Origin of the sequence: Amycolatopsis tolypomycina (assembly GCF_900105945.1) — a bacterium.
Classification (GTDB): Bacteria; Actinomycetota; Actinomycetes; order Mycobacteriales; family Pseudonocardiaceae; genus Amycolatopsis; species Amycolatopsis tolypomycina.
This window is the reverse complement of the sequence record NZ_FNSO01000003.1, coordinates 539718-561281: the sequence shown is the minus strand read 5'-3', so window position 1 is coordinate 561281 and position 21564 is coordinate 539718. Positions and strand designations below refer to the sequence as shown.

Below are 21564 nucleotides of genomic sequence, written 5' to 3'. Positions count from 1 at the left end.
TTCAGGACAGGGACTGCACGGCTTCGCGCACGACCTCGCCGACGCGCGTGACTTCGGCGTCGGTGAGGTTGGCGTGCATCGGGATGGCGAGCTGACGCGCGAACGCGTCGGCCGAGACGGGCAGCGGGGCCTGAGGCCCGTAGATCGGCTGCAGGTGCGACGCGTACGTGCCGAAGTTGCACTGGACGCCCTGCGAGCGGATGCGCAGGGCGAGCGTGTCGCGGCTGACCTCGGGCGCGACCGTGAGCAGGTACGCCTGCCACGGGTGCTCGCGGTCGGGCAGCTCCACCGGCACGGTCAGGGCGTCTACGTCGGCGAAAGCCTCGTGATAGCGCTTCGCGACCGACCTGCGGGCGGCGAGGAGGTCCGGGAGCCGGTCGAGCTGGACGTTCATGATCGCGGCCTGGACGTCCGACAGCCGGAAGTTGTAGCCGAGCTCGTGGAACTCCGGGATGGGCAGCGTGTCCGAGCCTTCCCGGCTGATGGCCGGCTCGATGCCGTAGGTGTGCAGCTTGCGGGCGCGGGCGATGAGGTCTTCGCGGTCGGAGACCAGCGCGCCGCCCTCGCCCGCGGTGATGCCCTTGCGGCCGTGGAAGGAGAACGCGGCGAGGTCGGCGAGGCTGCCGGCCGGGCGCGTCCGGTACGTCGCCCCCGCGGCGCAGGCGGCGTCCTCGAAGAGCCAAAGGCCGTGCTTGTCGGCGATCGCGCGGTACTCGTCGAAGTCACCGGGCTGGCCGGCGACGTCGACGGCGAGGATGCCGACCGTCTTCGGCGTGACCAGGGCTTCGACGTGCGCCGGGTCCGCGCTGAAGACGTCCGGGCGGATGTCGGCGAACACCGGCTTCGCCCCGGCCTGCACGACGGCGTGGCCGGTCGCCGGGAACGTGTAGTCGCCGACGATCACCTCGTCGCCCGGCTGGACGCCGAGTACCTTGAGGCCGAGGAAGAGCGCCGAGCCGCAGTTCGCGGTCGTCAAAGCGTGCGCGGTGCCGGTGACCTGGGCGAACCGCTCCTCGAAGCGGCGGCACGCCGGTCCGGCGCCGGCCAGCCAGCCGGACCGGAAGACTTCGGCGACGGCCGCGAGCTCCTCTTCGCCGACGGTCGGCTGACCGAGGGCAATGCTGTCGGACGACATACCTCTCCCATTGCGTGGGGACCCGGCGAAGTGTATAGACGCACACTCAGGTGATTCACAGGACCACGCCGAACTGACCTTTCGAGTGACGCCCGCCGCAGGTCGGAGACGTCTTAGGCTGGGCACCATGCGATTCGGGGTGCTGGGGGCCGTCGCCGCGTGGCACCCCGACGGCACGCAGGTGGCGGTGGGCGGCCCGCGGTCGCGGACGCTGCTGGCCCTGCTCGCGCTCGAGGCCGGGCGGTTCGTGCCCGCGGAGCGGCTGATCGACGGCATGTACGGCGAGCACCCGCCGGACGGCGCCGCGAACGCCCTCCAGTCGCAGGTGTCGCGGCTGCGGACGGCGCTGCGTGACCTCGCCCCGGTCGAGTTCACCGCGGCCGGGTACCGGCTGGCCGTCGCCCCGGACGAAGTGGACGTCCACGCCTTCGAACGGCTCACCCGGGAAGGCCGCACGCTGCTGAAGAACGGTGAACACGCGCGAGCCGCGGAGACGCTGGGCGAGGCGCTGGCGTTGTGGCGCGGACCCGCGTTCACCGACCTGGCGGACGCGCCGTTCGCCGCCGCGCAGGCGACGCGGCTCGCCGAGCTGCGCGCGGACGCCGTGGCCGAGCACGTCGAGGCCCGGCTGGCGCTCGGGCAGGCCGAGGACGTCCTCGCCGGCCTGCGCGGCACCGTCGCCGCGCAGCCGCTGCGGGAACGGCCGCGCGCGCAGCTGGTCCGGGCGCTGGCCGCGGCCGGACGGCCGGCCGACGCGCTGGCCGCGTTCGAGGACGCCCGCCGCACGCTGGCCGAGGAGCTGGGTGCCGACCCCGGCCCCGAACTCGCCGAGGCGCACCTCGCGGTGCTTCGCGGTGAAACCGAGAAGCCGGTTCTCCCGGCGTTGCCCGCGCAGCTGACCAGCTTCGTCGGCCGGGACGGCGAGCTGCGGCAGGTCGCGGAGCTGCTGGCGCGTGCCCGGCTCGTGACGCTGACCGGCCCGGGCGGCACCGGCAAGACCCGGCTGGCCATCGAAGCTGCCGCGGCCGCGGCGGCCCAGGCCGGTCCGGTCGCGTTCGTCGAGCTCGCCCCGCACGGCAGCGCCGACGTCGCGGGCGCGGTGCTGGCCGCGCTCGGCCTGCGCGAGAGTTCGCGCGGCGGCCCGCAGGACCCGGTCGAGCGGCTGGTCTCGGCCTTGCGCGAGCGCCCGGTGCTGCTGGTGCTCGACAACTGCGAGCACGTCGTCGACGTGACGGCCCGGCTGGCCGCGCGCCTGCTCGCCGCGTGCCCGGGACTGCGGGTGCTGGCCACCAGCCGGGAGCCGCTCGGCATCACCGGCGAGCAGCTCGCGCCGGTGCCGCGGCTGGCCGTCCCGCCGCCCGGGACGCCGGTGATCCGGGCCCGGGAGTTCGCGGCCGTCCGGTTGTTCGCCGAGCGCGCGGCCGCGAGCGATCCCGCGTTCGCGCTCGACGAGTCGACGATCGGCGACGTCCAGCACGTCTGCGCGGCCCTCGACGGCCTCCCGCTGGCCCTCGAGCTGGCGGCGGCCCGCGTCCGGACCCTGCGGCTCGGTGGGATCGCGGCCCGGCTCGACGACCGGTTCCGGCTGCTGGCCCGCGGCAGCCGGACGGCCGAGGCCCGGCACCGCTCGCTGCGCGGGGTCGTCGAGTGGAGCTGGGCCCTGCTGACCGACGAGGAACGTGCGCTGGCGCGCCGCCTGACCGTGTTCTCCGGCGGCGCCACGGCCGCGGCCGCCGCCGAGGTGTGTGGCGCGGACGCCGACCTGCTGCCGGACCTGGCCGACAAGTCCCTGGTCGAGGCCGTCGGCGGGCGGTTCCGGATGCTGGAGACGATCCGCGCGTTCGGCGGCGAGAAGCTGGCCGAAGCGGGCGAGGCGGAGAAGTTCCACCGCGCCCACGCCGAGTACTTCCTGCGGTTCGCGGAAGAAGCAGACCCGAAACTGCGGACGGCGGAGCAGCTGGAGTGGCTGGCGCGGATCGACGCCGACTACGACAACCTCCTGGCGGCACTGCGCTGGTCGACCGAGCACGACGTCACGCTGGCGCTGCGGCTGGTGCCGCTGCTGGCGATGTACTGGTGGATGCGCGGACGGCGGTTCGAGGGCGCCGGGCTGTCGCTGGCGGTGGTGGCGCGGTGCCCGCCCGAGCTGCGCGAGGAGTACGTCGAGGAGTTCCTGGTGTGCGTGCTCGGCGCGCTGGCCGGGCAGCCGCACGAGTCGCTGGAGCAGTACCTGCCGCTGGTCCGCCGGTACGCGACGGACGAGGACTGGACGCCCCGCAACCCGATGCTGGTGATGCTGCTGGGGGTGGTGGCCGGCCCGCCGGGCGACGACGCCGAGCTGCTCGGCCGCGGCAAGAGCCTGCTGGCGGCCGGCGACGCGTGGGGCTGGGCGCTGCTGCCGATGGGGCTGGGCCTGCGGTCGATGATGTCGGGCGACCTGGCGGGTGCCGAGGACGGGCTGCGCGAGGGTGCGGCGCAGTTCCGCGCGCTGGGCGAGCGGTGGGGCCTGTCGATGGCCCTGGACCACCTGTCCCAGCTGCTGACCTGGCGCGGCGAGTACGCGGCCGCGGTGCCGCTGATGGACGAAGCGCTGGGGCTGATGCACGAGATCGGCGCGACGGACGACGTCGCGGACCTGATCTGCCGCCGCGCGTGGACGCACCTGCTGGCGGGCGACCACGCCCGGGCCCACGCGGACTACGAGCTGGCGGCGGCCACGGCGAGCCGCTCGGGCATGCCGGAATCCCGCGCGGCGGCGTACGTCGGATTGGCCAACCTGGCCCGGCTGTCGGGAGATCTGGTGGCGGCCCGGGAACTGGGCGAGCGGGCGCTGACGGAGTGCGCGGGCGGCTCGTTCGCGGCGGAGTCGGTCCGCGCGACGGCGTCGATTTCGCTGGGCCGGCTGGCGTTGGCGGAGGGCGACCGGTCCTCGGCCGTCTCGTTGCACCGCTCGGCGTTGCTGATCGGGAAGCAGTGGAACGCGAGCGACGTGGTCGCGTTCGCACTGGAGGGCTTGGCGGAAGCGGCCCAGCCCCCGCAGGCGGCGGTCCTGCTGGGTGCCGCGGCCGCCGTGCGGGGAACGGCGATCAGCGGCGACCCGGACGTGTCCGCCGTCCGGAGGCGGCTCGTGGAGTCGCTGGGCGTGGCCGGGTTCGAGCGGGCCTACCGGGCCGGGCTGGGGATGACGGCCCAGAAGGCACTGGAGCACCTCACCGGCTGACCAGCGGCACCGCCCGCCGGTCGCCCGACCGCACCATCGCCAGCAACGGCTTCACCAGCACGCGCAACACGCGCGCCACCACCGGCCTGCCGTTCGCGCGGGCGATGTCCGGGCCGAACCGGTCCATCAGCGCCACCAGCCCCGGCAGCGTCCGCACGAACAGCGTCGCCTCCTCGACCAGGCCGTCGTCGTTCAGCCGCAGCAGCGCCGCTTCCTCGATCGGCTCGCCGCCGATCCGCGCGGTGTAGACCACCACGCGGGTCCGCGCGTCGCCGGTGTCCGTGTGGAAGCTGATGTCCTTCAGGTGCCGGTACGCCACCTCGATCAGCGGCCGCAGCTCGGCGTGGCCGGTGAAGCGCACCCGGGACGTCAGCGGCGAATGCAGCACCGCGTCCGGCGCGAACGCCGTCAGCGCCAGCTCGACGTCGCGGGTTTCCATGGCCCGGCGGTAGGTTTCCGTGCTCATCGTGCCCCCTTGATCAGCGTGGCGAGCCCGCGCCACAGCAGGTCGACCGTCAGCGCCACCACCTCGTCGCGGGGGATTTCGCGGTGGTCCCACCACCACGTCGCGATCGAGTTGAGCGCGCTCTTGCACGCCTCCGCCAGCACCTCGTCGGCCAGCGGGCGCGGGATGCCGGACGTCAGATCGAGCGGCACCCCGTGGAACAGCGACGTCAGGTTCGCCGTCGCGCGGGCCTGGCCGCTGCGGTGCACCGCCGCCACCGCCGGGTCCGACGGGGCTTCGGCGAAGATCATCCGCCAGCCGCGCTCGTTGGCCTCGATCCAGCCGAAGATGGCCGAGACGCGGCTGCGCAGCAGCACCTCCGGGTCGTCCGACCCCGGCAGCGCCGCCCAGCCGGCCAGCAGTCCGTCCACTTCGGACTCCAGCAGCGCCGCGTACAGCTGCGCCTTCGCCGGGAAGTGGTCGTACAGCACCGGTGTGCTGATCCCGGCGGCCGCCGCGACCTCCCGCATCCCGGCCGCGTCATAGCCCGCCGAAGCGAACACTTGCCCCGCCGCGGCGAGGATCCGCTCGCGTCGCGCTTCCCGCGTCAACCGCTTACCTGACATCGGTTAGGTACTGTACCTGACAATCGTTAGGTAACGCCAGGGAACATCACCTGCGAAGACTCGCGTAGCCTGATCGACCGTGCGCAACGTCGTAGTCGTCGGGGGCGGGATCGTCGGTCTGGCCGTGGCCTGGGAGCTGACCAGGCGCGGGCTGGACGTCACCGTGCTGGAAAAGGAATCCCGCTGGGCGGCACACCAGACCGGGCACAACTCGAACGTCGTGCACGCCGGGCTCTACTACAAGCCCGGTTCCTTCAAGGCGCGGATGTCCGTCGCCGGCAATCGGTCCATCGTGGACTTCGCGCGGCAGTACGGCGTGCCCGTCGAGGTGTGCGGGAAGCTCGTCGTCGCCACCCGGGAGAGTGAAGTTCCCGCGCTCACCACGCTCGCCGAGCGCGCCGAGGCCAACGGCGTCCCGGCCAAGCAGATCTCGCCCGCCGAAGCCCGCGAGTACGAGCCCGAAGTCGCCTGCGTCGCCGCCCTGCGCGTCGAATCCACCGGGATCATCGACTTCCCCGCCGTCTGCCACGCGCTCGTCCGGCTGCTCGACGAAGCCGGCGTCGACCTGCGGCTGAACTCGCCCGCGCTGGCCATCCGGACCGGGAGCACCGGCGGCGTCGAGGTCGCGACCGGCGACGACGTCGTCCAGGCCGACGCCCTCGTGAACTGCGCCGGCCTGCACTCCGACCGCGTCGCGCGCCTGGCCGGGCTGACGCCGTCGGCGAAGATCGTGCCGTTCCGCGGCGAGTACTACGAGCTCAAGCCGGACCGGCGGCACCTGGTCAAGGGCCTGATCTACCCGGTGCCGGACCCGACGCTGCCGTTCCTCGGCGTGCACCTCACGCGCATGCTCGACGGCAGCGTCCACGCCGGCCCGAACGCCGTGCTCGCGCTGCGCCGCGAGGGCTACCGCTGGCGCGACTTCTCCCCGAAGGACGTCGCCGAGGTCGCGGCCTTCCCCGGCGCCTGGCGGCTCGCGAAGAAGTACGCGTTCCCGACCGGGCTCGACGAGGTCCGCCGCTCGTTCTCGAAGAAGCGGTTCGCCGCGAGCCTCGCCCGGCTCGTCCCGGCCGTCACCGAGGCCGACATCGTCCGCCACGGCTCCGGCGTGCGCGCCCAGGCGATGCGCCGCGACGGCTCGCTCGTCGACGACTTCCTCATCGAGACCACCCGCAACCAGGTGCACGTCCTGAACGCGCCGTCGCCGGCCGCGACGAGCGCGCTGGAGATCGCCCGCCACATCGCGGACCAGGTGTCCGAGGGCTAGCCCGGCAGGTTCGCGGTCACCAGCGGCAGGCCCTGCTTCACGAGGTCGCAGGTCTTCGTGTCGTCGCCGATGAAGCCGCTGACCACCCGCACGGACGACGTTTCGGTGATCGCCAGCGTGGCGCCGCAGGTCACCCGCAGGCCGCTCATGTTCGGGAACAGGCCCCACTTCCGGCCGCCGACGTCGAGGGTTTCGGTCGGGGCGACGTCCTTCACCCCCGGCCACTCCCCGGCCGGCGTGCTGGGCCCGAACCAGACCTCGAACGCCTTCTGGCCGCCGTCGCCGTCGGTGTCGTCCCAGAGGCAGTAGGACGCGTTCGGGACGGTGGACGAGTTGTCCTTCTTCCCGTCCGGCGAGATGTTCTTCAGCTGGGCCACCTGGTCCGGCTTCAGCGTCGCGCACGGGTCGGCCGCCAGCAGCGGGCCGCCCGGCTCGGGCTTCGCCGACGTCGACGCCGTGACCGGCGGGGCGTCCTGCCCGCCCGGCAGGTGCGCGGCGACCTGCGGGATCACCTGCTTCGCCAGCTCACAGGACTTGTCGAGCTTGTTGGTCGAGACGCTGACGAAGGCGAAGGACTTGGCGCCGAGCAGGGCGTAGAACGGGCAGTCGTCGGGCAGGATCGAGGCGTACTGCGTCCAGTTGAGCCCGCCGATCGGCTGCGGCTCGGACTTCTTGACGGCACCGGAGATGTACTCGTTGAAGTCCATGTCCGAGGCGACGCCGACGTTGAGGACCGCCGACGGCTCGACGTCGTCCTTGGAGTTCCACAGGCACATCGGCGGCTGGAGCCGGTCCTTGTTCTCCTTGACCGAGCGACCCGGCGACCGGTAGCCGAGGGCGTCGACCTGCGCCTGGTCGAGCAGCGTGCAGGCGTCGACGGCGGTGACGACCGGCCCCTGCCCGGGTACCGGCGACGCCGAACCGCCGACGGTCACCGTGCAGCCGGTCACCACGGTCACGGCCGCGAGCGCGGCCGCGACCTGCCACTTGTTGCGCATACGAGTCCTCCCGTTCGGCCCGGACACTACTGGGACGAACGGAGCAGCACCGCGGATCCGCCCGATTCAGCGGGGCTCGAGGACTTCCTTGCCGCCGACGAACGGGCGCAGCGCCTCCGGCACGCGCACCGAGCCGTCTTCCTGCTGGTGGTTCTCGACGATCGCGACGATCCACCGGGTAGTGGCCAGCGTGCCGTTGAGCGTGGCGGCGACCTGCGGCTTGCCGTTGTCGTCGCGGTAGCGGATCGCCAGGCGGCGGGCCTGGAACGTCGTGCAGTTGGACGTCGAGGTCAGCTCGCGGTAGGTCTCCTGGGTGGGGATCCACGCCTCGCAGTCGAACTTGCGGTGCGCGGACGTGCCGAGGTCGCCGGTCGCGGTGTCGATCACCCGGTAGGGCACCTCGATCTTGGCGAGCATCTGCTCTTCCCAGCCGAGCAGCCGCTCGTGTTCGGCCTCGGCGTCCTCCGGCTTGGCGTAGACGAACATCTCCACCTTGTCGAACTGGTGGACGCGGATGATGCCGCGGGTGTCCTTGCCGTAGGAGCCGGCCTCGCGGCGGTAGCAGGACGACCAGCCCGCGTACCGCTTGGCCTCGGTGAGGTCGAGGATCTCGTCGGAGTGGAAGCCGGCGAGCGGCACCTCCGACGTGCCGACGAGGTAGAGGTCGTCGTCTTCGAGGTGGTAGATCTCGCTCGAGTGCTGCCCGAGGAAGCCGGTGCCGGCCATGATCTCGGGGCGGACCAGCGACGGCGTGATCATCGGCGTGAAGCCGTTCTCGAGGGCCTGCGCGATGGCCATGTTGAGCAGGCCGAGCTGCAGCTGCGCACCGACGCCGGTGAGGAAGTAGAACCGCGAGCCGGAGACCTTCGCGCCACGTTCCATGTCGACGCCGCCGAGGCCTTCGAGCAGCTCGAGGTGGTCCTTCGGGGCGAAGCCGAGCTTGGTGGGCTCGCCGACGTGCTTGACGACCGTGTAGTCGTCCTCGCCGCCGACGGGCGCGCTCGGGTGGACGAGGTTCGGCAGGGTGCGGAAGAGCGTGTCGAACTCTTCCGACGCGGTGTTCTGCTCAGCCTCGGCGGCCTTGACCTGCGCGGCGAGCTCCTTGGCTGTGGCCAGCAGCTGCTGTTTTTCCTCGGGCGGCGCCTTCGGGATCTGCTTGCCCAGGAGCTTCTGCTCGTTGCGCAGCTTGTCGGCGGCCGCGATCGAAGACCGGCGCCGGGTGTCGAGGGAGAGCAGCTTGTCGACCACTCCCTCGTCTTCACCACGGGCGCGCTGCGACGCGCGCACGGCTTCCGGGTCATCGCGCAGAGTCCTGGGGTCAATCACGGGTCAGAGGGTAGTCCGTACAGACTGTGCGTCCCTACTGGGTTATCCCGACAGTCTGATCGTTGAAGCGCTGTTCACGGCCTCCTCATACTCGCTTGAGACCCCGAGGAGGCGTTCGATGACCGATGAGCTGCTCGCCCGGCACCGCGCAGTCATGCCGTCCTGGATGTCGCTGTTGTACGAGGAGCCCATCGAGATCGTGCACGCGCACGACCGCCGGATGACGGATTCCCAGGGCCGCACGTACCTGGACTTCTTCGCGGGCGTGCTGACCAACTCGATGGGCTACGACGTCGCCGAGATCGGCGACGCGGTCCGCAAGCAGCTCGACACGGGCATCCTCCACACGTCGACGCTGTACCTGATCAGGTCCCAGGTCGAGCTGGCGGAGCGCATAGCTGCGTTGTCCGGCATCCCGGACGCGAAGGTGTTCTTCACGAACTCGGGCAGCGAGGCCAACGACACGGCGCTGATGCTGGCAACGCAGTACCGCCGCAGCAACCAGGTACTGGCGATGCGCAACAGCTACCACGGCCGGTCATTCGGAACGGTGGCGATCACGGGCAACCGCGGCTGGTCGGCCTCGGCCCTGAGCCCGGTGAAGGTCAACTACGTCCACGGCGGCTACCGCTATCGAAGCCCGTTCAGGGACATGTCGGACGCGGACTACATCGACGCGTGCGTGGCGGACCTGGTGGACGTCCTGAACACGGCAACGGCGGGCGACGTGGCCTGCCTCATCGCGGAGCCGATCCAGGGTGTCGGCGGATTCAGCCTCCCCCCGGACGGCCTGTTCCGGGCGATGAAGGAGGTGCTCGATTCTTATGGGGTCCTGTTCATCTCGGACGAGGTCCAGACGGGCTGGGGAAGGACGGGCGAGCACTTCTGGGGCATCGAGGCCCACGGCGTGACACCGGACATGATGACGTTCGCCAAGGGCCTCGGGAACGGCCTCGCGGTCGGCGGCGTGGTGGCCCGCGGAGATGTGTTGGACTGTTTCCAGGCCCAATCGTTCTCGACGTTCGGCGGCAACCCGGTGTCGATGGCCGGGGCAACGGCGGTCCTGGACTACATCAAGGACCACGACCTCCAGGCCAACTGCGCAGCCCGCGGAGCACAGCTGCTGTCCGGCTTGCGTGCTTTTGACAGCCCGCTGGTGGCGGAGGTCCGCGGCAAGGGCCTGATGATCGGGGTGGAGCTGATCAAGCCGGGAACAACGGAGCCGAACGTCCCGGCGGCGGCCCGCATGCTGGAGGAGACGAAGAAGCGAGGCTTGCTGATCGGCAAGGGCGGCCTCCACGGAAACGTGCTGAGGCTGGGCCCCCCAATGACCCTGACGGCAGAAGAGGCCCAGGAGGGCTTGCAAATCCTGACGGACGCACTGGAAGCAACCCACGCGGCACCGTGACAACAAAGAAGGAGCAGGGTGGTCATCCCGTCGCCTGAGGCCGTGAAATCACTTTGAGCCGGGCCCGCAACACACAGCGCAGAGGGGGTTGACAGCGCAAGCTTGCGGGCCCGGCTCAAAGTGATAGGCCTCGTTCAGGCGACGGGATGCCCACCCAGCGGCCCACCTCTCGAACGTGAGGTGGCAGCGGGAAGGGTGGTCATCCCGGAGCCTGCCCGTCCGGCGAGGACAGCTTTTTCTTTCTGCCGCGGCAGGCTGCGGGTCCGACCTCGTTGGCCGGCTTGCGTTGCCGGCCGCCGGTTTCGTTGTCGGCCGTTTAATTTTTTGCCCGATCGAGTGATGAACTCGTGTTCGATGGTCGGTAACTTGGAGGTGTGACCAGCAACGCGACCTCCTCACCCGACGCGGCGGCTTTTGCCGACCGCATCAGTGAGCTGCTCGCGTGTATGCGGTCTGCCGAAGCCGAACTTGGTGCCCTGCTGGTGGAAATCGAGCAGCGCGGAATAATGGAGACCTTCGGATATCGTTCTGCGGCAAGGCTTCTGGAGCATCTCGGTGATGTGCCGAAGCCGGCAGCGGAGCGGATGGTGAAACGCGCTCGCTTGGTGAATCCCGGGCGGAACCTCGATGGCAGCCCGATCCCCGCCCTGGCGCCCGCGACCGGCGTTGCTGCCCGGGCGGGGCGGCTGAGCAACACGATGATCGACGTGATCACCGATGTCCTCATCCAGGTTCCGCCCGAACATCGGCTGAGCGCCGAGGCCAACCTGCTGACTTTCGCCGAGGAGGCCGGGCCACAAGCAGGTCGCCGCCCTCGGTGCCCGCATTCTCGCCCATCTGGCTCCCGATGGTGCCGAGCCAGACGACCCCGAACCCGTCACTCCGACCCGCGAGTTGTTCCTGCGCCGCAAAAGAACCGGGATATGGGAGGTGAGTGGCCGGTTCGACGACGAGACCGGTACGCGTGCCAGCGCAGTGCTCGATGCGCTGGCCGAACGCCGCACCGGCGACGACGGCCCCGACTTCCGCACCACCCCGCAGCGCTACGGCGACGCCTTCTCCGATGCCGTCGACCTCGCCCTCAACTCCCCGAACCTGCCCATGCAGGCCGGTGAACGAGCGCACGTGATGGTCGCGGTCTCCCTGGACGATCTGAAGTCCGGAGTCGGCAAGGCCACCCTCGGCGACACCGGCACCATGACGGCCGCCGAAGCGCGGGTGCACGCCTGCGACGCCATGATCATCCCCGCCGTTCTGGGTGAGAAGAGCGAACCGCTCAACCTCGGCCGCCTCCGCCGCCTGATCTCCGCGGGACTACGCCGAGCCCTCTTCCTCCGGGATCGGGGTTGCGCTTTCCCCGGCTGTCATCGGCCACCCAGGCACTGTCAAGGTCACCACATTCGCCACGTGCGCCATGAGGCGCGTGTTTATCCGATCGGAGGTGCAAGACCTCCGACGCTGGATCGTCACAGCGGTTCGGTGAAGCTGAGGGCAGCCTGACCTGCGGGAATGGGCAGGTTGAGGTGGCAAGCGGCCCTGACAAAGTCGAGTCGTGCCAGTATCGCCAGATGGTGCGGGCTCGGTGAGCGAGACGAGAAGGTATACGAATAGGAATCAGTGTCTGAAGCCTCGTTATGTGGAGCCGACTCGAACCTGGCGGATATGGGTCGGTAGTGCAGTGCGCGTGAACCAAGTGGTAGGGGTAGCGTCCGCCCGGGAATTGTTCTCGGGCAGCCTGTGGAGAAAGTCTGTGGCGTATTCACAGGGACTGCCGGGGTAAAGCTGGGTGCCTCACTCGTCGATCGGGAACACGTGAACATGGGAACCACCGCAAGCCTTCCATAAACGGGTCACAGCCGGTGGCTTGATGACGGATAGGCGCATTGCCTGCCGAGAGGCTTGCGATGGGGCGGAGTCGCCGTAGTACTCCGAGGATGGGAAAGCCGTCCACATGGGGAAGGGCGGCAGCGAGACGAAGCAGGGAAGTTGAGGTAATGCCAGAAGAAGCCTCACCGGTGAACATCGGTGATCTGCTGTTGGTGCCGTTCACCGCAGGGCAGCGGGTACTGGGAATGCAAACGAAGCTGCACCGTTGGGCGGCGGCCGATCCCGGCCGCCGGTTTGATGATCTCTATAACCTCGTGGCCGACCCCGCATTCCTCGTCACGGCGTGGGAACGGGTGTCGGGGAACACCGGAGCACGCAGCGCGGGTGTCGATCGGCGGACTGTCCGCTCGATCACCGAATCGAAGCTGGGTGTTGTCGGGTTGTTGGAGGAAATCCGGGCTGATCTGAAGGCTCGGGCGTTCCGTCCGCTCCCGGTCCGGGAACGGCACATTCCCAGAACCGGCGGGAAGACGCGCCGGCTGGGGATACCGACCGTGACCGATCGGGTCGTTCAAGCCTCGCTGAAGCTGGTCCTGGAACCGATCTTCGAGACCGGGTTCCGGGACTCCAGTTATGGTTTCCGGCCCAGACGCCGGGCCCAGGACGCCGTCGAGGAGATCCGCCACTATGCCCAGCAGGGCTATGAGTGGGTCTTCGAGGGCGACATCGCCGCCTGTTTCGACGAGATCGACCACACCGCCCTGCTCGGGCTGGTGCGGAAACGGATCAAGGACAAGCGGATCCTGGAGCTGATCAAGGCGTTCCTGCGCGCGGGAATCCTCAGCGAGGACGGCGCCGACCGGGACACCCATTCCGGAACCCCTCAGGGCGGCATTCTGTCGCCGCTGCTGGCCAACATCACTCTCTCCGAACTGGACGACTATTTCCACCAGATCTGGGAGAACCACAGGAACTCCTGGACCCGGGCGCGCCATCGCCAACGCGGCGGCGCAACATTCCGGCTGACCCGTTATGCCGACGACTTCGTCGTCCTGGTCAACGGAACCCGAGACCACGCGGAGAAACTATGGGATGAGATCGGTGCGATCCTGGACCGGATCGGGCTTCGGCTCGCCCCGGAAAAGACACAGATCGTGCACATCGACGAGGGATTCGACTTCCTGGGATTCCGCATCCAGCGGCACACTCAATACGGAAGCGACCGGAAACTGATCTACACCTATCCGTCGAAGAAGTCGATGACTTCCATCAAACGGAAGGTGAAGGCAGCGACCAAGCGGATCACCCATCAGGACGCGGACCGACTGTTCCGGCAACTCGGGACGATGACCCGCGGATGGGCCCAGTACTTCCGGCACAGTTCCTCCAGCAAGGCCTACCACCATCTCCAGCACTACCTGTGGTGGCGGGTCTGGGAATGGCTGAAGAACAAACACCCCCGCACCAGCAGACGGTGGATCATCCGCCGCTACTACAACCGGTGGTGGCCGGAATACAACAGTGTCGCACTCTGGCAACCCGCCACGATGACCATTCAGCGTTATCGCTACCGGGGCCACCGGATACCGACACCATGGGACAAACCAGGCGTCTCGCCTGCCTGACGGCGACTCGTGGAGAGCCCGGTACTCGGAAACGGGTACGCCGGGTTCGGGAGAGCGGCAGGGGGAAACGACCCGGCGAAATCCGGACACCGCGCCCCCTGCCGACTCTCACTGGGCAGACGGCGGCCCCACAAACTTGAACAACCTGGTGCTGATGTGCGCTCACCACCACCGGCTGCTGCACCGCTCGGGTTGGGAAGTCCGCATCGCCCCTGATGGCCTCCCGGAGTTCCTGCCACCGGTGTTCATCGACCGGCGCCGAAAACCGAGACGCAACAACCTCCACGAACCCCTGCCATTCGCAGCCTGAACCACGGGAAAGGCCCGCAGCCACACGGCTACGGGCCTACACCCACGCGCACAGGTCTTGGCCAGGAAGTCGGGGCTGCTCAGTCAGCCGCGCACGAACCTCGCCACGTGCTCGGCCAGCTCCTCGCCCTTGTCCTCCTGCAGGAAGTGCCCTGCTCCCGCGATCACCGGGTGCTCCAGCCCCTGTGCCCCGCGCATCGCGCGCTTCAGGATCGGGGCCATGCCGCCCGTGATCGGGTCGCCGTCCGAAAAGGCTGCCAGGAACGGGATCTCCAGTTCCGTCAGGGTCTTCCAGGCCGCCCGGTTCGCTTCCGAAGCCGGGTCGTCCGGGCGGTAGGGCACCAGACCGGGCATTGCGCGCGGTCCCGCCTTGTACGTCTCGTTCGGGAACGGTGCGTCGTACGCCGCCCGGACCTCGGAGGACAGCGGTGTCCGGCACCCCGACTGCACGAACCGTCCCACGTCGAGGACCGGTGCCTTCTCCACGGCCGAGCGAAATGCGTGCCACGCCGCCGGCATGTCGACGTCGCCCGTCGGCAGCCCCGTGTTCGAGGCCACCACCCGCGCAAACCGGGACGGCGACGAAGCCACCATCCGCAGCCCGATCAGCCCGCCCCAGTCCTGGCCGACCAGCGTCACGTCCCGCAAATCGAGCGCGTCGAACGCGAACCCGCGCATCCACTCCACGTGCCGGGCGTACGAATGATCCACCAGGTCACCCGGCTTGTCGGACCGCCCGAACCCCACGAGGTCCGGCGCGATCGCCCGGAGCCCCGCGTCTGCCAGCACCGGCAGCATCTTGCGGTACAGGAACGACCAGCTCGGCTCGCCGTGCAGCAGCAACACCACCGGGCCGTCCGCCGGACCTGCCTCGACGTACCCCACTCTGATCCGGCCGCCGTGGGGATCCGGCAGCTCGACGTAGCGAGGCAAGTACGAAAAGTCGGGCAGGTCCGTGAACCGGTCGTCCGGTGTCCTCAGTAGGCGCACACACCCAAGCTAGTGGCGAACCTCAGGAGATGCCCACCGCCACCACGAGGCCGAGACCGAGGTGCGCCGCCGCGACGACGATGCTCACCGGGGCGAACTTCTCGCTCTCGATCGTCGATGCCACGTCGATGCGGGTTGCCCACTCCAGGAGCCGGACCGCGATCACCTGGACGACGATCCCGAGCAGGCCGTAGACCAGGGACGTGATCAGGCCTTCCGTCAGGTCGCTCGCCGAGTTGAAGATCGCCACGACCACGATGAACGCCATCGAGAGCATCCCGGACGCCGTCACGATCACGGCGTTCGGCAGGCCCTGCGTCACCAGCTTCGACAGCTTGCCGGGCGTGGTCCAGTCGATCGCGTAGAAGCCGGCGAACATCAGCAGCAGGCCGACGACGCCGTACAGCAGGATCGCGCCGATCCCCCGCACGAGGTCGGAGCCGAACGTGTCGGACAGCGCAAGCGTCGAGGTCACGAGTTTTCTCCTGAAAGGTCAGCGATGGGGTGTTTTATCACGACTCGACGATGCGGTGTGGGACGAACGCCGCACCGTCGTCGGTGACCAGGCCGCCGGTTTCGCGGATGCCCAGCCCGGCGGAGCTGTCGCCGACGATCCACGCGCCGAGGGCCGGCCGGTAGCCGTCGAACTCGGGCAGGGGGTCGAAGGCCTGGTAGACGAAGCCTTCGGCGCCGTACACGCCGTCGGTCTGGGTCTCGTAGCCGGTCGCCACGATCTGGACGTTCGCGCCCTCGCGGCCCAGCTTCGGCTTGCGGACGTACTCGGTGAGGATGCCGGGGTCGTCGGCGAACGCCGGCAGCAGGTTCGGGTGGCCCGGGTAGTTCTCCCACAGGATCGCCAGCAGCGTCTTGTTGGAGAGGATCATCTTCCAGAGCGGCTCGATCCACAGCGTCCGCGGCAGCGACTCGACGGCGTGGCGGCCGAACTCCTCGTCGACCACCCACTCCCACGGGTACAGCTTCAGCACGGTCGCCATCTGCGCCTCTTCGAGGTCGACGAACCGCTTGAGCACCGGGTCCCAGCCGATCTCCTCGATCGCCAGGCCCACCGTGTCGAGGCCGGCCTCGGCCGCGGTCTCCTGCAGGTACGCCGTCGTGACGTTGTCCTCACCGGACGGATCGGCCGCCGACCAGGTGAAGTGCAGCTCGTTGGACGGCAGCTTGTCCTGGAGCTGTGTCCATCGCTCGACGAGCTTCTCGTGGATCGAGTTCCACTGGTCGTCGTCCGGGAAGACGTCGGTCTTCCAGTGCCACTGCAGCAGCGACGCCTCCAGCAGCGTCGTCGGCGTGTCCGCGTTGTACTCGAGCAGCTTGGCCGGCGACTTGCCGTCGTAGCGCAGGTCGAACCGGCCGTAGACGTGCGGGTCCTGCCGCTTCCACGACTCGGCGATGTGCGGCCAGACCCACTCGGGGATGCCGAACCGCTGGTAGCCCTCGGTCGTCACGACGTTGTCGACGGCCTCCAGGCACATCGAGTGCAGCAGCTCGACGTCGGCCTCCAGGGAGAGGACCTCGTCCATGTCGAAGACGTAGTGCACGGACTCGTCCCAGTACGGCCGCACCCGGCCGCTGCTGTCGCGGGCCGGCGTGCCGTAGACGAGCCCCTGCTCTTCGACGATCCGCTGCCAGTCGCGCCGCGGCTCACGCCGGTCCCGGTACACCTACGATCCCCCGCTCTTGCCGCTGCCGCCGCTGCCGCTCTTGCCGCTGATGCCGAACCCGCCGCGCTGGACGGACTTGCCGCTCTTCGTCGTGACGTTGGCGCGCGACGACGGCGCGTCGTACGAGCCACCGGTCACCCGCTGGCCGACCACGCCCGTGCCGCCGTAGTTGTAGCGGTAGCTGTTGTAGCCGCCGCCCGGGATCGGCAGGAACAGGAAGCCACCGCTGTGGTAGCCGCCGTGGCTGGTGACGTAGTTGTCGTCGCAGTAGTCGTCGTTCTGGACGACGACGCCGTCCTTGTCCGTGCAGACGGCCGTGACGTTCTCGGTCTTCGCGACCGTGTAGTACGTCGCGACCAGGCCGACGAGCCCGACCGTGACGCCGCTGCCGATCAGGATCTTGCGCCGCGTCGCCGCCTTGGCGTCGGCTTGGCGGGCCAGCTCCTCGTTGCGCTCCTCCTGGGCCAGCGCCTGCTGCCGGGCCCGCTGCTCGGCCAGCGAAGGCTGACGAGGCTGGGTGTTCGAGTCCTGGAACCTCATCGAGCCGCGCTTCGGCGGCTCGGGGGGCGGCTGGTCCCCAGTATTGTTGTCCTGCGTCATGTGCGCTCCGTAATCACCGGCCACCGCGAAACCGTGACCACCCTAACCACCCGGACCGCGCACGTCATGCGCGGCGCGGGCATCATGGACTGCGATGTCTCCCAGCGCCGATCGGTTCCCCACCGCCACGCAGACGCTGCGCACGCGCGTCGTGATGGGCGGGATCTTCGCGGGCGCGCTCATCGCGCTCGCGCTCAGCGTCGTCTTCTCGTGGAGCGACGGCGTCACCGGCGGGTCCGGCGGCGGCGCGGGCAAGCTGTCCGCGGCGGCCCAGGAGGCCTTCCACTCCCCGCCGGGCAGCTGCCTGACCTGGGACAACCCGGACGCGAGCGACGCGCGCAAGGTGGCCTGCACCCAGCCGCACCTGTTCGAGGTGACGGCGCTGGTGGACATCGGCCCCCAGTATCCGGAGGGCGCGCCCGTCCCGTCGCTGGACCAGTGGCAGCAGATCGCGCAGCAGAAGTGCACCTCGGACGTGAAGCCGTACCTCGGGCACAACCTCGACCCGTATGGCAAGCTCACGACGAACCTGCTCCGCCCGACGCCGTCGCAGTGGGAGGACGGCGACCGCCAGCTGCGGTGCGGCCTGCAGTGGGCGGGCGCCGGCGGCAAGCTGCTGCCGACGACCGGGCCGGCGAAGGAGCAGGACCAGTCGCTGGTCTTCGAGCCGGGCACCTGCCTGGCGCTGCTCGGCAAGGGCGTCGGCGACCCGATCGACTGCACGCAGCCGCACTCGTACGAGATCGTCGCCACCCTGGACCTCAAGTCGAAGTTCAAGGACGCCTACCCCTCGCAGGACGACCAGAAGACCTGGCTCGACACCGAGTGCAACAAGGCGGTGGCCGACTACACCGGCGGCGCCGACCTCGACGCGAAGAAGCTGATCCTGACCTGGGACCTGCGGGAGCAGGAGAGCTGGGACGCCGGCTCGACCAAGGTCAACTGCAAGGTGGCCTCCCTGCTGCCCGACAAGAGCGGCCTGCAGGCCGTGACCGGCAGCATCAAGGTCGCCCCGGCCGGCCCGGACGGCGGCCAGCCCCAGGACGGCGGCCCGCCGTCGGACGGCGGTGGTGGCCCGGCCACCTCGGGCCCGGCCCCGACGACGGCGAAGCAGGGCGGCTGATGCCGGTCGAGATGAGCCGGGAGCGGTTCGAAGAGCTCGTCTCCGAAGCCCTCGACGAGGTGCCGCCCGAGTTCGCGCGCGCGATGGACAACGTCGTCGTGCTCGTCGAGGAGTTCAACGACGAGGCGCCGGACATCCTCGGGCTCTACCACGGCGTCGCGCTGACCGAGCGGACGTCGTCGTACGGCGGGGTGCTGCCGGACCGGATCTCGATCTACCGGCAGCCGATCCTGGCCATGTGCGAGGACGAGGACGAGGTCGTCGAGGAGGTCCTGATCACCGTCGTGCACGAGCTGGGCCACCACTTCGGCATCGACGACGCCCGGCTGCACGAGCTCGGCTGGGGCTGACCGGGCGCGGATTTCGCCCGCCACGACCCGGCTTTCCACCGATTTCCGCACCTACCACCGGAAACTGTCACAGTTTTCACCAGTAGTGACACCGTGACCACGCGCTGCCATCACCGCCGTTATCCTCTACGCAAGTCGTTGGGTGACTTCGATTCGTGCGGGGAGGCACAGTGAACGAAGCCCGGAACGACGGCGGCGGCCGAAGACTCGGGTGGCTGCTGACGTCGAGCGCGGCATCCCACCTGGGGGACGGCATCGGCAAGGTGGCCCTGCCCCTGCTGGCCACGACGCTGACCCGCGACCCGGTGCTCATCGCCGGGCTCTCCGCCACCCAGTTCCTGCCCTGGCTGCTGTTCGCCGCGGTCGCCGGCGCGCTGGTCGACCGGATCGACCGGCGGCGCGCGATGATCGTCGCGAACACCGTCCGCGCCGCCGCCGTCGGCGCACTGGCCGTGCTGGTCGCCACCGGCGGCATGACGATCTGGCTGGTCTACCTGACCGCCCTGATCATCGGGACGGCCGAGACGATCGCGGACAGCGCGGCGAACGCGCTGATCCCGGCGGTCGTCGGCAACGGCTCGCTCGACGCCGCCAACAGCAAGCTGCAGGCCTGCGAGATCGTCGGCCAGACGTTCCTCGGCGGCCCGGTCGGCAGCTTGACCTTCGCGCTCTTCGCCGCCTTCCCGTTCATCCTCAACTCCGCGGGCTTCGCGATCGCGGCCGCGGTGCTGCTCGGCCTCGCGGGCACCTACCGCGCGAAAGCCGAGACGCCGGTCGAGCCGGCGAAACTGCGCACCGAGCTCGCCGACGGCCTGCGCTGGCTGCGCGGGCACCCGCTGCTGCTGCGGCTGGTCGTCGTCGCCGGGCTGCTCAGCCTGGTCAGCGAGCTCGCCCAGGCGCAGCTGGTGCTGTACGCGCTCGAAGACCTCCACCTGTCCGACGCGACCTTCGGGTTCTTCGCGTTCGTCGGCGGGATCGGCGGACTGGCCGGCGCGGGCCTCGCCCCGCGGCTGGTGCGGGCGACCGGCAGGCTCCCGGTCGTCGTCGGCGGGATCGTCTGCTGCGGCCTCGGCTTCGGCGGGATGGGCCTGGTGCGCTCGCCGGTCGCGGGCGCGGCGCTGTTCGGCCTGTTCGCGGCCGCGGTGGTGGCGGTGAACGTCGTGCTCGCGACGGCCCGGCACACGCTCGTGCCCGGCGAGCTGCTCGGCCGGGTGCTCGGGGTCTGGCGCACGGTCGTCTGGGGCGCGATCCCGCCGGGTGCGCTGCTGGGCGGGGTGCTGACCGAGCGGCTCGGCTCGGCTGCGCGGACGTTCGCGGTGTCCGGCGTGGCGATGCTGGTGGTCGCCGCGTTCGCGTTCGGCGCGCTGCGGCGGTTCTCCCTCGGTGACAAATCGGACTCAGCCGCGGCGCTGACGCACCACGATCCCGGAATGTGAGCTGAAATAGCTCCTCACCCAGGTGGTGAGGAGGCAGTCATGCGCACCGTGGACCCGGGGACCGGCACCGACGCCGATCCCGACTTCGACGCGCCTTCGCCCGAGTCGGAGTCTCCATCGCCGCCGCCGTCGCGGCGGTTGCTCGTGCTGTGCGGGGTGGCCGGGTTCGTGCTGGGTGGCAGCGTGCTCGGGCTCCTGTGGGGACTGTCCGGGGTGCACGCCGGCGCGCTCGACGACGCCGTCGCGGCGTGCCAGGCGCTCGACCGCGTGGGCGAGCTGCCCGACACGAGCCGCGAAGCGCACCCCGCGCTGACGCCCGGCCTCAGCCCGGAGCGGCTGCACCGGATGGTGGCGGCGCGCGAGCTGTCCGCGGCCGCCGCGCAGATCAACGCGAACTACCAGCCGCTGGCCGACCACATCGACGGCGTCAGCCGGATGGTGCTGAGCCTGCACTTCAGCGACATCTCCGGGCAGCGGCACCTCACCGAAGCCAGGGAGATCTGCGGCCGCATCTAGGCGGGGTGGACCGTCTTCACCGCGAGCTGGTTGCCGGGGATCTTCGTGCCGGCGCAGCCCGTGCCGTCGCTCGGCACGAAGTTCGACGCGGTCTCCTGCGGCAGGTAGATGCGCAGGCCCTTGACCGGCGTCGGCTGGCAGGTGGCCGGGTCGAAGTTCCGCACGTTGACGAACTGGATGTCGGCGGCCGCGGTCTGGCCCGGGTTCAGCTTGACGGCGTTGCCCTTGGTGCCTTCGCGGAAGGCGTCCTTGCCGACCTGGTGCCCGTCCGCACCGGCCACATAGGACACGCCGGGGAAACCCTGGATGGTGCAGGGCTTCCCGCTGGAGTTCGTGATGAGCAGCGGCCGGTAGACCGAGCCGGCGCCCGCGTCGCCCTGGCCGAGCGCGAGCTTGACGTCCCCGGCCTTGCAGAGCCCGTTGTCGGCGGGCTGGGCGGCCGGTGGCGCGGCGGGGGTCGAGGTGGGGCTCGGCGTGGCCGTGGTGACCGTGGTGGTGGCGGTGGGCGACGCCGAGTTCGACGGCGTCGAGCTGCTCGCCGCGTTCGTGGTGCCGCCACCGCCGCAGGCGGAGAGCACGAGGACGCCCGCCGAAGCCGCGACGACCGGGAACAACCGTGAAAGCTTCATGTCAATCGCCTCCCTGGTGTGGTGCTACTGGCGTAGACGTACCGGGCCGCGGGCG

Annotated in this window: 18 protein-coding genes and 2 pseudogenes; 10 read left to right on the top strand and 10 right to left on the bottom strand. The window is 70.0% G+C overall.

Going from position 1 to position 21564, the window contains the following annotated elements:
* Nucleotide 1 precedes the first annotated feature (1 nt).
* Nucleotides 2-1135 carry a DegT/DnrJ/EryC1/StrS family aminotransferase gene (locus BLW76_RS08205; RefSeq protein WP_091305227.1) on the bottom strand — a complete coding sequence of 378 codons (1134 nt, stop codon included), beginning with the start codon at nucleotides 1133-1135 and terminating at the stop codon, nucleotides 2-4.
* Between the two features lie 127 nt (nucleotides 1136-1262).
* On the opposite strand from BLW76_RS08205, the gene BLW76_RS08200 reads away from it, so the two are divergent.
* Nucleotides 1263-4355, top strand: a complete 3093-nt coding sequence (locus tag BLW76_RS08200) for an AfsR/SARP family transcriptional regulator (protein WP_091305226.1) — start codon at nucleotides 1263-1265, stop codon at nucleotides 4353-4355.
* Here BLW76_RS08200 and BLW76_RS08195 read toward each other — a convergent pair.
* Both BLW76_RS08195 and BLW76_RS08190 read right to left on the bottom strand, forming a co-directional pair.
* Entirely contained in the window at nucleotides 4345-4821 is a 477-nt protein-coding gene (locus tag BLW76_RS08195; RefSeq protein WP_091305225.1) for a nuclear transport factor 2 family protein, read from the bottom strand. The genes BLW76_RS08200 and BLW76_RS08195 overlap by 11 nt on opposite strands.
* Nucleotides 4818-5426: a TetR/AcrR family transcriptional regulator gene (locus BLW76_RS08190; RefSeq protein WP_091305224.1), complete on the bottom strand. Its 609-nt coding sequence runs from the start codon at nucleotides 5424-5426 to the stop codon at nucleotides 4818-4820. Before BLW76_RS08190 ends, BLW76_RS08195 begins: the two co-directional genes overlap by 4 nt.
* A 79-nt stretch (nucleotides 5427-5505) precedes the next feature.
* Between BLW76_RS08190 and lhgO the strand changes: the two genes are divergently transcribed.
* Nucleotides 5506-6693, top strand: coding sequence for an L-2-hydroxyglutarate oxidase (lhgO, locus tag BLW76_RS08185; protein ID WP_091305223.1), 1188 nt, complete (start codon nucleotides 5506-5508; stop codon nucleotides 6691-6693).
* Here lhgO and BLW76_RS08180 read toward each other — a convergent pair.
* Nucleotides 6690-7691: a DUF3558 family protein gene (locus BLW76_RS08180; protein ID WP_091305222.1), complete on the bottom strand. Its 1002-nt coding sequence runs from the start codon at nucleotides 7689-7691 to the stop codon at nucleotides 6690-6692. The two genes, lhgO and BLW76_RS08180, sit on opposite strands and share 4 nt — an antisense overlap.
* A 66-nt stretch (nucleotides 7692-7757) precedes the next feature.
* Nucleotides 7758-9017, bottom strand: coding sequence for a serine--tRNA ligase (serS, locus tag BLW76_RS08175; protein WP_091305221.1), 1260 nt, complete (start codon nucleotides 9015-9017; stop codon nucleotides 7758-7760).
* Between the two features lie 118 nt (nucleotides 9018-9135).
* Between serS and BLW76_RS08170 the strand changes: the two genes are divergently transcribed.
* From BLW76_RS08170 to BLW76_RS49480, 4 genes and pseudogenes are all read left to right on the top strand, one after another.
* Nucleotides 9136-10425, top strand: coding sequence for an aspartate aminotransferase family protein (locus BLW76_RS08170; RefSeq protein ID WP_091305220.1), 1290 nt, complete (start codon nucleotides 9136-9138; stop codon nucleotides 10423-10425).
* A 446-nt stretch (nucleotides 10426-10871) separates the two neighbouring features.
* Nucleotides 10872-11832: pseudogene (locus BLW76_RS50665) on the top strand (HNH endonuclease signature motif containing protein); the annotation flags it as partial.
* A 587-nt stretch (nucleotides 11833-12419) separates the two neighbouring features.
* Nucleotides 12420-13877, top strand: a complete 1458-nt coding sequence (gene ltrA, locus BLW76_RS08160) for a group II intron reverse transcriptase/maturase (protein WP_167384508.1) — start codon at nucleotides 12420-12422, stop codon at nucleotides 13875-13877.
* Nucleotides 13878-13986: 109 nt separating this feature from the next.
* A pseudogene (locus tag BLW76_RS49480) lies at nucleotides 13987-14187 on the top strand (HNH endonuclease signature motif containing protein); the annotation flags it as partial.
* Between the two features lie 83 nt (nucleotides 14188-14270).
* On the opposite strand, the gene BLW76_RS08155 reads toward BLW76_RS49480, so the two are convergent.
* Genes BLW76_RS08155 through BLW76_RS08140 form a run of 4 tightly spaced genes read right to left on the bottom strand, consistent with a single transcriptional unit; the run spans nucleotide 14271 to nucleotide 17455 of the window.
* On the bottom strand, nucleotides 14271-15176 hold the full coding sequence (locus tag BLW76_RS08155) for a haloalkane dehalogenase (RefSeq protein ID WP_091305218.1): 906 nt from the start codon (nucleotides 15174-15176) through the stop codon (nucleotides 14271-14273).
* 22 nt (nucleotides 15177-15198) lie between these two features.
* On the bottom strand, nucleotides 15199-15651 hold the full coding sequence (locus tag BLW76_RS08150; RefSeq protein ID WP_091305217.1) for a DUF350 domain-containing protein: 453 nt from the start codon (nucleotides 15649-15651) through the stop codon (nucleotides 15199-15201).
* Between the two features lie 37 nt (nucleotides 15652-15688).
* Complete coding sequence (locus BLW76_RS08145) at nucleotides 15689-16855, bottom strand: glutathionylspermidine synthase family protein (protein ID WP_091305216.1); 1167 nt, start codon at nucleotides 16853-16855, stop codon at nucleotides 15689-15691.
* On the bottom strand, nucleotides 16856-17455 hold the full coding sequence (locus tag BLW76_RS08140) for a hypothetical protein (protein ID WP_244170085.1): 600 nt from the start codon (nucleotides 17453-17455) through the stop codon (nucleotides 16856-16858).
* A gap of 94 nt (nucleotides 17456-17549) precedes the next feature.
* On the opposite strand from BLW76_RS08140, the gene BLW76_RS08135 reads away from it, so the two are divergent.
* From BLW76_RS08135 to BLW76_RS08120, 4 genes are all read left to right on the top strand, one after another.
* The gene (locus tag BLW76_RS08135) at nucleotides 17550-18578 is read left to right on the top strand and encodes a septum formation family protein (RefSeq protein WP_091305215.1); all 1029 of its coding nucleotides are present in this window, start codon (nucleotides 17550-17552) and stop codon (nucleotides 18576-18578) included.
* Nucleotides 18578-18928, top strand: a complete 351-nt coding sequence (locus BLW76_RS08130) for a metallopeptidase family protein (RefSeq protein WP_091305214.1) — start codon at nucleotides 18578-18580, stop codon at nucleotides 18926-18928. The genes BLW76_RS08135 and BLW76_RS08130 overlap by 1 nt, the downstream gene beginning before the upstream one ends.
* 170 nt (nucleotides 18929-19098) lie before the next feature.
* Nucleotides 19099-20364 carry an MFS transporter gene (locus BLW76_RS08125; protein WP_091305213.1) on the top strand — a complete coding sequence of 422 codons (1266 nt, stop codon included), beginning with the start codon at nucleotides 19099-19101 and terminating at the stop codon, nucleotides 20362-20364.
* Between the two features lie 39 nt (nucleotides 20365-20403).
* The gene (locus BLW76_RS08120; RefSeq protein WP_091305212.1) at nucleotides 20404-20880 is read left to right on the top strand and encodes a hypothetical protein; all 477 of its coding nucleotides are present in this window, start codon (nucleotides 20404-20406) and stop codon (nucleotides 20878-20880) included.
* Here the strand turns inward: BLW76_RS08120 and BLW76_RS08115 are convergent.
* Nucleotides 20877-21515, bottom strand: coding sequence for a DUF4232 domain-containing protein (locus BLW76_RS08115; RefSeq protein ID WP_091305211.1), 639 nt, complete (start codon nucleotides 21513-21515; stop codon nucleotides 20877-20879). The two genes, BLW76_RS08120 and BLW76_RS08115, sit on opposite strands and share 4 nt — an antisense overlap.
* Nucleotides 21516-21564 lie beyond the last annotated feature (49 nt).